Source organism: Nonomuraea sp. NPDC049028 (assembly GCF_043197735.1).
Taxonomy (GTDB): Bacteria; Actinomycetota; Actinomycetes; order Streptosporangiales; family Streptosporangiaceae; genus Nonomuraea.
The window spans coordinates 222,199-235,145 of the sequence record NZ_JBICTR010000006.1 but is presented as its reverse complement, the minus strand read 5'-3'; the positions used below and the strand labels follow the sequence as shown (position 1 = coordinate 235,145).

The following is a 12,947-nucleotide window of genomic DNA, read 5'->3' as shown; positions in this document are numbered from 1 at the left end:
TACGGTCTGGCACGGCCGCGGACGACTCTGGCGTATGACCGGGCTAGTGGCGAATCGCTCTGGCGTACCAGCGACCCTCCATGCGATCCACGTGCAGGGAACGGCCGAAACAGTCGGACAGGTTCGCGGGCGTGAGGACGTCCGCGACCGGCCCCGACGCCAGGACGCGCGCGTCGCGCATGAGCATGGCGTGCGTCGTCGTGGCGGGTACCTCCTCCAGGCGGTGGGTCACCGTCACCGTGGTGAGCACCGGCCTGGTCGTCGCCAGGTCCTCCACCGCTTCGATGAGGTCTTCGCGGGCCGGCAGGTCGAGGCCGGCGAACGGCTCGTCGAGCAGCAGCACCGCCGGGTCCGCCATGAGCGATCTGGCCACCCTGATCCTGGCCCGCTCACCCTGGGAGCACACCCGGAACAGGCGCTCGGACAGGTCCTTGCAGCCCACGTCCCCCAGCAGGCGCAGTGCGCGGTCCCGCTCGGCGTCGCCGTACTTGTCCCAGAGTGGGGCGCTCGTGCCCGTGTGGCCGGTGAGCACCACGGTGAGGGCAGTGGCGCCTTCCTCCTCCAGGAGTTCCTCGTCGATCAGCCGCTGGCTGGAGGCCACCAGGCCGATGTGGCGCCGCAGCGAGCGTACGTCGGCCCGGCCGAGCCGGTGGCCGAGGACGCTGACCGTGCCCTCCGTCGGGTGCCGTACGGCCGCGGCCAGCGAGAGCAGCGTCGTCTTGCCGGCACCGTTGGGCCCGAGCACGGCCCAGTGCTCGCCGTACTCCACTCGCCAGTCGACCGCACTCAGCAGCGACTTGCCGGCGACCCGGACTCCTACGCCTTCGAGTTCAACAACGTGCATCCGGCCACCCTAGTGGCCGCCCCCGGACTCCCTCAGCGTCCGATGGGTGGGTGTTATTGCTATTTTTACGGCCGGCCCGGTGAGCCCCACCCGCCATCTGCGGCTGAGGTCTGTCCAGGGGCACGCTCCTCCGGTTCACCGGGCTGGGCGCCGTGACGTGCGCTACTTGACCCCGGTCCGTGGACACGCCGACACCATAGGGAGAGCGCGCGCGTCTTGGGCCTGGTCCGTGCACGCGTCGGCGACCGTAGGGAGAGTGTGATGGACGGGGTGCGGTTCGCTATCGGGACGTTGAGCGTGTTCCCGGTCCGGGTGACCCGGGTCGATCGCCAGGTGGCGGGGCGGGCGATGGTGCTGGCCCCGGCCATCGGGCTGGTGCTGGGCGCGGTGGCCTGTCTGCCGTTGCTGCTCCCGGGGCCGCCGTTGCTGGGTGCGGCGCTCGCGGTCGGGCTGCTGGCCGTACTGACGCGGGGGCTGCATCTGGACGGCCTGGCCGATCTCGCGGACGGGCTGGGCAGCGGGAAGCCCGCCCCTCAGGCGCTCGACATCATGAAAAAGTCGGATATTGGGCCGTTCGGGGTGATCACCCTGGTGCTGACGCTGCTCATCCAGGTGACCGCCCTTTCCGGGCTCGCGCCGACAACCCAGACAACCGCGCTGTCCGGGCTCGGGTCGGCATCCCTGGCGACCACGCTTTCCGGGCTCGAACCGCCCGCTCTGACCGGGCTCGGGCCGCCCGCCCTGGTGATCGCCTGCGTCACCGGCCGGTTGGCGCTCACCTGGGCCTGCCGGTCGGCCGTTCCCGCCGCCCGCCCCGACGGGCTCGGCGCGCTGGTCGCGGGCACGGTACGGCCGGGCGCCGCCCGGGCGGCCACCGCCCTGGCCCTGGCGGCGGCAGCGGGCCTCGGCCTGGTGGCGGGACAAGGGATGGTGTACGTCCTTCCCCTCGGCGTGGCAGCCGGGCTCGCGGCGGCCTTGCTCCTGCTCCGCCATGCCAGGCGGCGCCTGGGCGGGGTCACGGGCGACGTGCTGGGTGCCCTCGTCGAGACGGCCACGGCCACTACGCTCACGGTCTGCGCCGTGTTCGGCTGACCGACGCCACCCTTCATGGCCACCACGCTCACGATCTGCGCCGTGCTCCGCTGATGGACGCGGCCGTTCGTACCCCTTGGGAGAGCGTCACGCCTGTACGGCCGGCCGCTCCGCGATCAAGGCGTTGATCAGGGCCGCGCCGCGCTCGGCGTCGTCGATGCTCACGGCCAGTTGCCCGCCGGAGCGGTAGCGGATGATCAGGCATTCGCCGCCCCGCAGCATGATGGTGGCGCTGCCCGGCAGCCCGCGCAGGCCCCAGCCCCCGACCTGGCTCGGATACCGCGACTCGGACCACGCCTTGTCGATCTTCGACAGCCGGATCCGCCGCACCGGCCAGCCCAGCGGCCCGAACCCGATCGCCAGCCCGTCCCGGGTGACCCGGGCGGTGAGCGACGAGGTGAGCAGTCCGGCGAACAGGACGATGCCCAGCCCGGGCACCGTACCCCCGGCAGGCAGACCAGCCAGGACTCCAGTGATCGCCAGCACGCCGGCCACGGCCAGGGCGACGGCCGCGGCCATGCTCATGGCGGTCAGCCAGGAGTTGGTGATGCGGCTGACCCATACCGAGCGCTGTCCCGGCTGGAGCCGCAGCCGCGGCGGCTCCTCGCCCGCGGGCGGGCGCTGGTCGAGGCCGCCACGGCCGAGGTAGCCGGCCAGGAGCGCGGCGGCGAGCGCGACGCCGACGACGGCCGGCATGGTGCGGCCTTCCAGGTCCGCCTCCCGCCAGGTGGGCGCGTCGAGGTTGGCGAGCAGCGTCGCGCCGCTCATGCCGAGCGCGAACACGCTCATCCCGGCCAGGGACCCCCACCAGTACATCCGGCTCAGCCTGCGCTCCATCGCCTTCCCGTTCACCGCGACCCCGAACAGCACCGCCCAGGCCACACCCCAGGTCACGACGCTCACCATCAGGAAGGCGGTGAACGACTGCTCGCCATCGGGCACGAGACCCGCTCTCCAGTGCGCGGCCAGCGGGTCGGGCAGCCGACCGCGCATCGCGAGTGGCGCCGCGACCAGCGCGGCGGCGACGATCAGCCCCCAAGCGGCGGCGGCGAATCGGGAGTTCATGGCAGCTCCTCCAGCATCGTAATGAGGTCTTCGCGGCGGTAGCCGAGCCTCGTGGCCTCTTCCAGCAGTTCGCGGGCCCGCTGCAGGAGCAGCGCCCGCCCGTCGGCGCGGCCCGCGACGCTCACGCCGCGCCCCCGCCTGAACTCCAGCAGCCCCTCGTCACGCAGGTCACGCAGGGCGCGCAGCACCGTGTTGGGGTTGATGCCGAGCGCCTCGGCCAGGTCGCGGGCGGGTGGCAGCCGGTCGCCCGGCGCGTACGAGCCCTCGCCGATGGCACGGCGGATCGCGCCGGCCACCTGCTCGTGCAGGGGACGCGCGTCGTTGAGGTCCAGAGTCAGCAACATGGTGCTAATGACACTAGCACCAAGTCGCCCTGGGCGCGCGTCGGCGAATGGTAGGATGAACCCCTGTTTGTGAGTACCTCTAAACCCTGGATAGCATCGGTTTACGTGACCACTGTGCGGCTGAACTCAGCAGATCCAGTCTCTTTCGACACCGACGCGCTGATCGTCGGGTTCCGGTCCGGCCCCGAAGGCCCTCGCCCCGCCACGGGCGCCGAGTCCCTCGACGCGGCCTTCGGCGGCAGACTCGCCGCCACGCTCACCGCCGTCGGCTTCTCCGGCAAGCCCGGAGAGCTCGCCAAGGTGCCCGTGTTCGGCGCCATCACCGCTCCGCTGCTGGTCGCGGTCGGTCTCGGCGACTCTGCCGACGCCGAGACGCTACGCCGCGCCGCGGGCGCCGCCGTACGGTCCCTCGCCGGCACCGCCCGCGCCGCGCTCCTCCTGCCCGCCGAATCGGCCGACCAGGCCGAGGCCGTGGCGCTGGGCGCGCTGCTGGGCGCCTACGGGTTCTCCCGCTACCGCACCAACGGCGAGGTGAAGGCGCCCGTGGGCGACCTCACCGTACTGTCGGCGAACGAAGCGGATGGATCCGACGGGATCGCCGGCCGCGCCTCCGTGCTCGCCGAGTCGGTCACGCTCGTCCGCGACCTGGTCAACACGCCGCCCTCCGACCTGTGGCCGGCCAAGTTCGCCGAGATCGCCGAGCAGCGCGGCGGCGAGGCCGGGCTGAGCGTCGAGGTGCTCGACGAGAAGCAGCTCAAGGACGGCGGCTACGGCGGCCTCATCGGCGTCGGCCAGGGCTCGGCCAACCCGCCCCGCCTGGTCCGCCTCTCCTACACCCACCCCGAGGCCACCAAGACGCTGGCGTACGTTGGCAAGGGCATCACGTTCGACTCCGGCGGCCTGTCGCTCAAGCCGTCCGCCTCCATGGACTGGATGAAATCCGACATGGGCGGCGCGGGCGCGGTCCTGGGCGCCCTGATCGGCGTCGCCCGTCTGGCCCCGAAGGTCAACGTCGTCGGCTACCTCTGCCTGGCCGAGAACCTGCCCAGCGGCACCGCGCAGCGCCCCTCCGACGTCATCCACAGCTACAGCGGCAAGACCGTCGAGGTGCTCGACACCGACGCCGAAGGCCGCCTGGTCCTCATGGACGGCATCGCCCGCGCCGCCGAGGACTCCCCCGACCTGATCGTCGACGTGGCCACCCTCACCGGCGCGCAGATCGTCGCACTCGGCTGGCGCACGGCCGGCGTCATGGCCAACGACGACGCCGTGCGCGAGCTGGTCGTCGAGGTGGCCGGCGCCGCGGGCGAGGGCGCCTGGGGCATGCCGCTGCCGGAGGAGCTGCGCAAGGGTCTCGACTCCCCGATCGCCGACATCGCCAACCTCCAGCCCGAACGCTGGGGCAGCATGCTGGCCGCGGGCATCTTCCTGAAGGAGTTCGTGCCCGACGGGGTGCGCTGGGCGCACATCGACATGGCCGGACCCGCGTTCAACAAGGGCGAGCCGCACGGTTACACGCCGAAGGGCGGCACCGGGGCCATCACCCGCACGCTCATCGGACTGGCCGAGCGGCACGCGAGCATCTGAAACAAATGAAAAGATGACGGCATCACGAACACCCCGACAAGGAGCCTGACTGTGGCCTACGACATCGTCGTCCTGGGAGGCGGCAGCGGCGGATACGCCTGCGCGCTACGGGCGGCTGAGCTGGGCAAGACGGTCGCCCTGATCGAGAAGGACAAGATCGGCGGCACCTGCCTGCACAGGGGATGCATCCCCACCAAGGCCCTGCTGCACTCGGCCGAGGTCGCCGACGAGACCCGCGAGAGCGAGACGTTCGGCGTCAAGGCCCGGTTCGACGGCATCGACGTGCCGGCCGTCCACGCGTTCAAGGACAAGATCGTCACCCGCGCCTGGAAGGGCGTGCAGGGCCTGCTCAAGGGCGCCGGCGTGACGATCGTCGAAGGCGAGGGCCGCCTGGTCGGATCGCACCGGATCCAGGTGGGCTCCGAGGTCTACGAGGGCCGCCACATCGTCCTGGCCACCGGCTCCGCGCCCAAGTCGCTGCCCGGCCTGGACATCGACGGCGAGCGCGTCATCACCAGCGAGCACACGCTGAGGATGGACCGCGTGCCCTCCTCGGTGATCGTGCTGGGCGGCGGCGTCATCGGCGTCGAGCTGGCCAGCGTCTACCGCTCCTTCGGCGCCGAGGTGACGATCGTCGAGGCGCTGCCCCACCTGCTGCCGACCGAGGAGGAGTCGAGCTCCAAGCTGCTCGAGCGCGCCTTCCGCCGCCGCGGCATCAAGTACGAGCTGGGCGTCTTCTTCGAGGGCGTCAAGACCACCGACACCGGTGTGGTCGTCACGCTCGCCAACGGCAAGACCCTCGACGCCGAGCTGCTGCTGGTCGCGGTCGGCCGCGGCGCCGTCTCGGCCGGGATGGGCTTCGAGGAGCAGGGCATCGCGATCGAGCGCGGCGCGGTCGTGGTCGACGAGCACTGCCAGACCTCGGTCCCCGGCGTCTACGCCATCGGCGACCTGATCCCGACCCTCCAGCTGGCCCACGCCGGGTTCGCCGAGGGCATCATGGTGGCCGAGCACATCGCCGGGCTCAACCCGCCCGCCATCGACTACGCGGGCGTGCCCCGCATCACCTACTCCGACCCCGAGGTCGCCTCGGTGGGCATCACGTCCGCTCAGGCCGCCGAGCGCGGCATCGAGATCGTCGAACAGGTCTACGACCTCGCGGGCAACCCCAAGAGCCAGATCCTCGGCACCGCGGGTGCCGTCAAGGTCATCGCCCAGAAGGACGGCCCCGTCGTGGGCGTCCACATGGTGGGCCGTCGCATCGGCGAGCTCGTGACCGAGGGTCAGCTGATCTACAACTGGGAGGCGCTGCCCGCAGAGGTCGCCCAGCTCATCCACGCCCACCCGACCCAGTCCGAGGCCGTCGGTGAGGCGATGCTGGCCCTGGCCGGCAAGCCGTTGCACGTACACAACTAATTCAAGCCCTCGAAATCAGAACGCGAGAGAAGATAACGATGCCGGTCTCTGTACAGATGCCCCAGCTCGGCGAGAGCGTCACCGAGGGCACGGTGACCCGTTGGCTGAAGAAGGAGGGCGAGCGCGTCGAGGCCGACGAGCCGCTCCTCGAGGTGTCGACCGACAAGGTCGACACCGAGATCCCGTCGCCGTCCGCCGGCGTCCTCACCAAGATCGTCGTCGCTGAGGACGAGACCGTCGAGGTCGGCGCCGAGCTCGCCGTCATCGACGAGAACGGCCAGGCCGGCGGCGCCGCCACGCAGGAGGCCGCGCCGGCGCCCGCCGCGCAGCCCGAGCCGCAGCCGGAGCCCGAGCCGGCCCCGGCTCCCGCGCCGGTCTCCTCGATCCCGCAGCCCGCTCCTGCCCAGGCCCCGCCGCCCGCTCCGGCTCCCGCGCCGGTGCAGCAGGCTCCGGCCGCTCCGGCGCCCGCCCAGCAGGCTCCGGCCGCCGCCGAGCCGACCCCGCTGCCGTCCTCGGGTGACAGCCCGTACGTGACGCCGCTGGTGCGTAAGCTCGCCAACGAGCACGGTGTCGACCTCGAGTCGATCACCGGCACCGGCGTGGGCGGTCGCATCCGCAAGCAGGACGTCCTGGAGGCCGCCAAGTCGCAGCGCGAGCAGGCCGCCGCGCCGGCTCCCGCCGCCGCCCAGGCCGCTCCGGCTCCCGCCGCCGCGCCCGCTCAGGCCGCGCCGGCTCCGGTCGCCGCCGCTCCCGAGCCCGTCGAGGTCGACACCACGCTGCGCGGCCGTACGGAGAAGATGTCGCGGCTGCGGCAGACCATGTCCAAGCGCCTGGTCGAGTCGCTGCAGACCGCGGCCCAGCTCACCACGGTCGTCGAGGTCGACGTCACCAAGATCGCCCGGCTCCGCGACCAGGCGAAGGCCGACTTCCTGCGCCGCGAGGGCGTCAAGCTGTCGTTCATGCCGTTCTTCGAGATGGCGGCCATCGAGGCGCTCAAGCAGCACCCGAAGCTCAACGCCACGATCAACAACGAGACCATGGAGGTCACCTACTTCGACGTCGAGCACCTGGGCCTCGCGGTCGACACCGAGCGCGGCCTGATCGCGGCGGTCATCAAGAACGCCGGCGACCTCAACCTGGCCGGCCTCGCCCGCAAGACCGCCGACCTGGCCGAGCGCACCCGCGCCAACAAGGTGACGCCCGACGAGATCACCGGCGGCACGTTCACGCTGACCAACACGGGCAGCCGCGGCGCCCTGTTCGACACGCCGATCCTGAACCAGCCGCAGGTCGGCATGCTCGGCACCGGCGCCGTCGTGAAGCGTCCCGTCGTGATCGACACCGCTGAGGGCGAGGTCATCGCCGTTCGGTCGATGGTGTACTTGGCGCTGACGTACGACCACCGCCTCGTGGACGGCGCCGACGCGGCCCGCTTCCTGACCACCGTGAAGCGGCGCCTCGAAGAGGGTCGTTTCGAGGCTCAGCTGGGCCTCGCGTAGTTCACGCGCGCCAGGGCCGGGGATTGATCGCCTTCCTCGGCCCTGGCCCACCCACCTCGGACATCGGTGACGGCGATTCTGCGGGATCGCACCCACCGCCCTCGACTCGGTCAGCTGGTGGTGGTGACGAGGTAGACATCGCTGCCGACGACGTGGCCGAGCAGTTCCTCGACGCGATCGGCGGAGAGCGCGATCACCAGGCCCGTTCGTGGCTCGCCGCCGGACAGGTCGAGGACGGTGACGCCGGAGAAGGTGAGGGATTCCGCCTTCTCGGCCGATGTGGCGGGCGGGAGCACGAGACGCAGCATGGCCGTCGTGCCCCGGGCGGCCGCGTCGGCGTACAGATGGCCGGGGCCCGGGCGCAGGGTGATGACGGTCTTGCCGTCGACGGCGCCGCGTGGCAGACGAGGGCCCAGGGCTTCCGGGGGTACCTGCTTGCCCTCCTCGATCTGGCGCAGCACGTACCGGCCTACCGCGCCGACCGCGGACGGGCCCTTCACGTCGGTGGCGGCGAGAACCTGGTACGGGTGCAGCGTGCGGGCGGCCACCCAGCCGCCCGGCGATCGGACGGCCAGGTTGCCCGCGACGACGAGGATCCCCATGACGGTCGCCACGGCCACCAGCCACGGGCCCAACCGCAGCGGTCGTGCCTTCCGCCCGCCCCCCGAGGCACTCACCGAAGCCCCGGCGGGGTCCGGAACGGGCTCGGTGGACTTCGGGGCGGGCTCAACGGACTTCGGGGCGGATCCGGAGGGGTCCAAAAGGGGCTGCATGGGCTCGGTGGCCGGGTAGCCGAGGCTGGTGGCGTGTTCGCTGTCGGCCGCCCCGATCACCCAGAGCTTGTCCAGCTGCCGCCACTGCTCCGGCTCGCCACGGTACTCGGACGGCCGCCGCAGCCCCATTGTGTCCAGCAACGTCCACCGATACACGTCGAACGCCGAACGGAACAACTCCCCGTACGGCTCAGCGGCACACACCGCCCCCCGATACCCCCACCACGCGACCACCAGCCCGCCCCAGCAGCACCCCAGCGCCCAGTGCCACGGCAGCAGCACCGCCCCGAGCGCCCCGCCCGCCAGCGAGAACGCCAGCCCCAGCCCGCTCACCGTGACCATGAGGTCGAGATCCCCCGCAGCCGCCGCGAACGTCTGCCGGAAGGTGTCCGGCAGCGTCGCGTACAGGCGCGGCCACGCCGTCACCCCGTCGATGCCGTACCTGTCGCGGCTGTGGTCCTCGGCCTCCCGCAGGATGTTGCCCAGCGCGGTCGGCATCAGCCGGGACTCGTCCACCGGATACAGGGAGCCCCGCTGGTCATCGGATGCCATGAAACGCAGCCGGCACCGCTCGGCCAGCCGTTCTCCGTACGGCAGGCCGTCCCAGTAACCCTCATAGACCCGGATCAGCCCGACCCGCCGCACGGCGACGAGCTGGCTGATCAGCAGCGCGCCCGCGAGGACCAGCCCCGACATGACGACCTGCACCTCCGCGCCGAGCCCCGACCACCAGCGGGCCGCTGTGGCCCAGCCCACGCCCGCGACGGCGACCGCCGCCAGGGCGCTCAGGAAGGCCAGCACCGGCAGGAACGTCGTGGTGAGCAACCGGCGGTCGACCACCCCCGACGCCGCTTCGACGAGTCCGCCCATGTCAGGCGCTCCAGTAGGGGACGAAGTCGTGATCCCCGTGCTGGCAGGTGTAGGCGGCCGCCTGACTGAAGCGGCGGAAGGTGTTCGTCGCGCCGCAGGTCTTGCACTGGATGCGGCTGGGGCCCGGCGCGGCCCGCCTGCCGTAAGGCTGCGCGTCGCCGAGCTGCCGTCCGGAGACGAGGCGGGAGGCGGTGTCGCGAACGATCTCCCCTTTGATCGCCTCAGCGCTGAGCACGCCCACGACGTCCTTCCCCCGTACGATCACCAGGCCTGGGCTGCCGGACACCAACGCGTGCAGCAGGTCGGCCGAGTCGAGCACGTCGCCGAACGGAGTGTCCGCCTCGACGACGCAGGCCGGTCCCCGCTTGCCCGCGCCGGTGAGCCCGGCAGGCTCACCGTCCGGCCCGAGCAGGACCGTGAACCTCGGCCCGTTGTCCGCCACCTCCGCGACGGTGAAGTCATTGGTCATCAACTCCTCGACCGGCCGTTGCCGCTCCACACCTTCCCCCTCCTGCCGTGATCAGAGCCAGTCGCCGATCAGCGTGAACGGCGCCCAGTGGTACGGATCGGCGAACGCGGGCACGTTGAGGTCCGGTGCCGCCCCCGCGTCCGTGCCCGTGTCCATGACGAGCGTGGCCTGCAGCATGCCCACCTCCGCGCCCTGCCGCTGCTCCTCGTTCAGGTCGGGGCCGGCGACGAGGTCGCGGAACAGACTGGCCGCCGCGGAGTAGTCGCCCGCCGCCAGGCGCAGCCGCGCCTCCTCCAGCCGGACGGCGGCCAGCGCCCTGGGGTCGCCCGCCAGGCGCAGGCAGGCGCCACGCGCGTAGTCAAGGACGTCGGCGATCGTCCTGTCGCGCAGCCACAGCTGCGCCCTGCGCAGGGCCTCGGCCTTGGGCGAGCCGGCCCGCAACGCCGCGTAGAACTCGCCGAACAGCATGCTGGTCGACAGCTCGTCCACGCGCCACAGGGCGACCAGTGCCGAGGGCGCGCCCGCGTACAGCAGCGCCCTGGTCAGGCCGATCAGCTCGTCTCCTGGGCGGCTCTGGCTCATGCCGGTCTCGCAGGCCGCCAGCGTCACGAGGTCCACGTCGAGCCGGAGCCCGAGGATGTCCGCCGCGGTCAGTCTGCCGCCCGCGAGCTCGATCCCGGACCGCATCGGGTCCTCTCGGTCGAATACGCCGTGAGTCGCGAAGTGGACGATGTCCGGCGCCTGCCCGGGTTCGGCGAACCGGGCCAGCAGGCTCTCGCGGGAGGCATCGCCCGCCGCCAGCACTTCCTGGCCGCCGAGCGTCTGCGACACGGCCAGCGCCTGCTCCCTGGCGAAGGCCAGCGGATGCTCTTCGGGCGGCGCGGCGACGATGAGCGCGCTCGCGCGGCGGGCCTTCCGCTTGGCCTGGCAGTAGCGCAGCACAGAGGCCGACGGCACGAACACGACCGGGTTGCGCTCGATCAGCGGGACGCCCTCGACGAGCACGGCCTGCAGGGGCAGCAGGTGAAGGGAGTCGTGCGGCACCAGGTAGACCACGTCCCCCGGCTCGGCCCACTCGGCCACCGGCGCGAGCAGCCGCACCAGTCGCTCGTCCGCGAGGTGCGCGCCGAGGCCGGCCCTGTCGCGGGCCAGGGTGTCCCCGGCGGCCCCGGCCAGCTCGCGAAGCTCGGCTCGGGTCACGTCCACGGTGACGACCTGCGGCTCCGGCGCGTCGGCCGTCACGCCGAAGACGTACGTCTCGTGGTCGGTCACGTGGTACTCGGCCAGCACCAGACGAGCCATGGCCTCGGTCCCCTCTGGCCCGTCCTGTGAAGGGCCCGGAGTCAGCAGGGCGGTGATGCCGTTCCAGCCGAGGCGTTCTCCCCGGCGCATCGACACATACTCGGGAGTCAGCTCGGCGAGCTGGTTTTCCAGCCGGTGCAGGCGCGACAAGTTCTGCCTGTAGGCCGTCAGCAGCGCCGCGTCCGCCGATCCACCGGACCGCAAGCCCGCCTCCTGCGCACTCAGGAGGCGGCGGGTCTCGGCCTCCTCGGCGAGGATCGTCGCCGGTGCGCCGGGTGGTGCGGCCAGGGCGGTCCAGGCCAGCCTGCGTACGAGCTCCTGACCGCGCGCGGCGTCCGCCCATTCGAGTGCGCCCGCCCTGTCGCCCAGGTGGAGCGAGAGCCGCACCAGCATGCCGGGGGCGTCGAGACGGGACTCGCTGAAGTAGGTGACGGCGTCCGCCTCGTCGAGCAGCGCCCCCCTGGCGTCCCCCATCGCCTCCGCCGCGGCCAGGTAGGCCACGCGCGCCTGCGCGTAGTCCTCCTCCAGCATGCTGATCTCCGCCAGCAGGACGCGCGTCTGGTAGACGGTGTGCGGGTCGGCGAGCGTCTCGGCCTCCCGCAGTGCCTCCTGCAGGTGGTGGCGCGCGAGAGGGAGGTCGTCCTGGTCGCGCGCCAGCACTCCCAGGTCGCAGAGGGTGGCCACGACCGCGCGCCGGTAGCCCGCCCCGCGTTGGATGTCCAGCGCCCGTTCATGCACACGGCGGGCCTCGTCGTACTGGCGGGCGAGCTGGAACAGCGACGCTATGGCACCGAGGTCGTCGGATACGCCCAGTTCGGCGCCGATCTCCAAATTGATCGTCAGGGAGGTGGTGAAGCATTCCATGGCCTCGCGGTGCCGCCCGCCCGTGTCCAGCAAACGGCCCACGTTGTGCGTGGCGGCCGCCTCGCCTTCTCTGTCTCCCGCCGCGCGGTAGGCCTCGGCCGCCTGTCTGGCCAGCCGTTCCGCCGGTGCCGGTTCATTGAGCAGCTCGTGGACGAGGCCCAGAGTGAGCAGCGTGTGCCCGAGCAGCGCCGGGTCGGTGCAGTCGCGGGCCGCGGGCTCGATGCCGGCGAGGAGCCCGCGCGCCTCGGTGAGGCGCCCCTGGTCCTTGACCGCGACGGCGAGGTTGACGGCGGCGCGTACGGTGCCCTCGCGTGAACCGGCCCGCCTGAACAGGTCCACGGCCTTCCGGTGGGACTCCTCAGCCGCGCGGAGTTGCCCGAGGTCGCGCTGCACCAGGCCGAGGGTGTCCAGGGTGCTCGCGTACTGCTCCGCCGCCCCAGGGTCATCGCCCAGCAGCTCACAGGCCTGGACCAGCGCCCGCAACGCCTCCTGGCCGCGCCCCGCCTTCAGCAACGCCAGCCCGAGCCACTGCCGCAGCGCGGACCTGACGAGCGGATCGGCGCGCCTGCCGTCGGCGAGCCTGCACGCCTGCCGGTATTCGCGGGCCGCGTCCTGCGGCCGCCCGCGCGCCAGGCGCCGCCGCGCACGGGCAAGGTTGGGCGTCCAGGGGTCGCCGGTCCGGACACGCAAACGCCTTGGCATGGCCCTCCGCGCTGGTTTTTCCGCCGCCACGCAGAAGTTATCCCCACCGGATCGCTCTGAGAAGGGCGAGATACGCATTCGTGATCGGGCGTGAACAGCGGCGTTCGCGGGGAAATCCCT

The 12,947-nt window shown here is 72.2% G+C and carries 10 protein-coding genes; 4 read left to right on the top strand and 6 right to left on the bottom strand.

Translation table 11 applies throughout. The features are described 5' to 3' along the window. Positions 1-43: 43 nt before the first annotated feature. The gene (locus ACGFJ2_RS24440; protein WP_357944910.1) at positions 44-844 is read right to left on the bottom strand and encodes an ATP-binding cassette domain-containing protein; all 801 of its coding nucleotides are present in this window, start codon (positions 842-844) and stop codon (positions 44-46) included. A 261-nt stretch (positions 845-1,105) separates the two neighbouring features. Here ACGFJ2_RS24440 and ACGFJ2_RS24435 point away from each other — a divergent pair, with 261 nt between their 5' ends. Further along, the gene (locus ACGFJ2_RS24435) at positions 1,106-1,936 is read left to right on the top strand and encodes an adenosylcobinamide-GDP ribazoletransferase (RefSeq protein ID WP_393471852.1); all 831 of its coding nucleotides are present in this window, start codon (positions 1,106-1,108) and stop codon (positions 1,934-1,936) included. A gap of 87 nt (positions 1,937-2,023) precedes the next feature. Here ACGFJ2_RS24435 and ACGFJ2_RS24430 read toward each other — a convergent pair whose 3' ends face one another. Both ACGFJ2_RS24430 and ACGFJ2_RS24425 read right to left on the bottom strand, forming a co-directional pair. After that, a complete protein-coding gene (locus ACGFJ2_RS24430; protein WP_393471849.1) occupies positions 2,024-3,001 on the bottom strand; it encodes a hypothetical protein in 978 nt (325 codons plus the stop codon). Beyond that, positions 2,998-3,345 carry a GntR family transcriptional regulator gene (locus ACGFJ2_RS24425; protein WP_357944901.1) on the bottom strand — a complete coding sequence of 116 codons (348 nt, stop codon included), beginning with the start codon at positions 3,343-3,345 and terminating at the stop codon, positions 2,998-3,000. Before ACGFJ2_RS24425 ends, ACGFJ2_RS24430 begins: the two co-directional genes overlap by 4 nt. A gap of 105 nt (positions 3,346-3,450) precedes the next feature. On the opposite strand from ACGFJ2_RS24425, the gene ACGFJ2_RS24420 reads away from it, so the two are divergent. From ACGFJ2_RS24420 to sucB, 3 genes are read left to right on the top strand one after another with little or no spacing between them, the layout of a single operon-like run. Then, on the top strand, positions 3,451-4,932 hold the full coding sequence (locus ACGFJ2_RS24420) for a leucyl aminopeptidase (protein WP_357944898.1): 1,482 nt from the start codon (positions 3,451-3,453) through the stop codon (positions 4,930-4,932). 51 nt (positions 4,933-4,983) lie between these two features. Then, positions 4,984-6,348, top strand: coding sequence for a dihydrolipoyl dehydrogenase (gene lpdA, locus ACGFJ2_RS24415; protein ID WP_357944895.1), 1,365 nt, complete (start codon positions 4,984-4,986; stop codon positions 6,346-6,348). A 38-nt stretch (positions 6,349-6,386) separates the two neighbouring features. Further along, positions 6,387-7,847, top strand: coding sequence for a 2-oxoglutarate dehydrogenase, E2 component, dihydrolipoamide succinyltransferase (gene sucB / locus ACGFJ2_RS24410; protein ID WP_393471844.1), 1,461 nt, complete (start codon positions 6,387-6,389; stop codon positions 7,845-7,847). A gap of 110 nt (positions 7,848-7,957) precedes the next feature. Here the strand turns inward: sucB and ACGFJ2_RS24405 are convergent, their stop codons facing one another. From ACGFJ2_RS24405 to ACGFJ2_RS24395, 3 genes are read right to left on the bottom strand one after another with little or no spacing between them, the layout of a single operon-like run. Beyond that, complete coding sequence (locus ACGFJ2_RS24405) at positions 7,958-9,490, bottom strand: hypothetical protein (protein WP_357944890.1); 1,533 nt, start codon at positions 9,488-9,490, stop codon at positions 7,958-7,960. Position 9,491: 1 nt separating this feature from the next. Further along, the gene (locus ACGFJ2_RS24400; RefSeq protein WP_393471841.1) at positions 9,492-9,989 is read right to left on the bottom strand and encodes a hypothetical protein; all 498 of its coding nucleotides are present in this window, start codon (positions 9,987-9,989) and stop codon (positions 9,492-9,494) included. Positions 9,990-10,010: 21 nt separating this feature from the next. Next, the gene (locus ACGFJ2_RS24395) at positions 10,011-12,827 is read right to left on the bottom strand and encodes a CHAT domain-containing protein (protein ID WP_393471838.1); all 2,817 of its coding nucleotides are present in this window, start codon (positions 12,825-12,827) and stop codon (positions 10,011-10,013) included. Between the last annotated feature and the right edge of the window lie 120 nt (positions 12,828-12,947).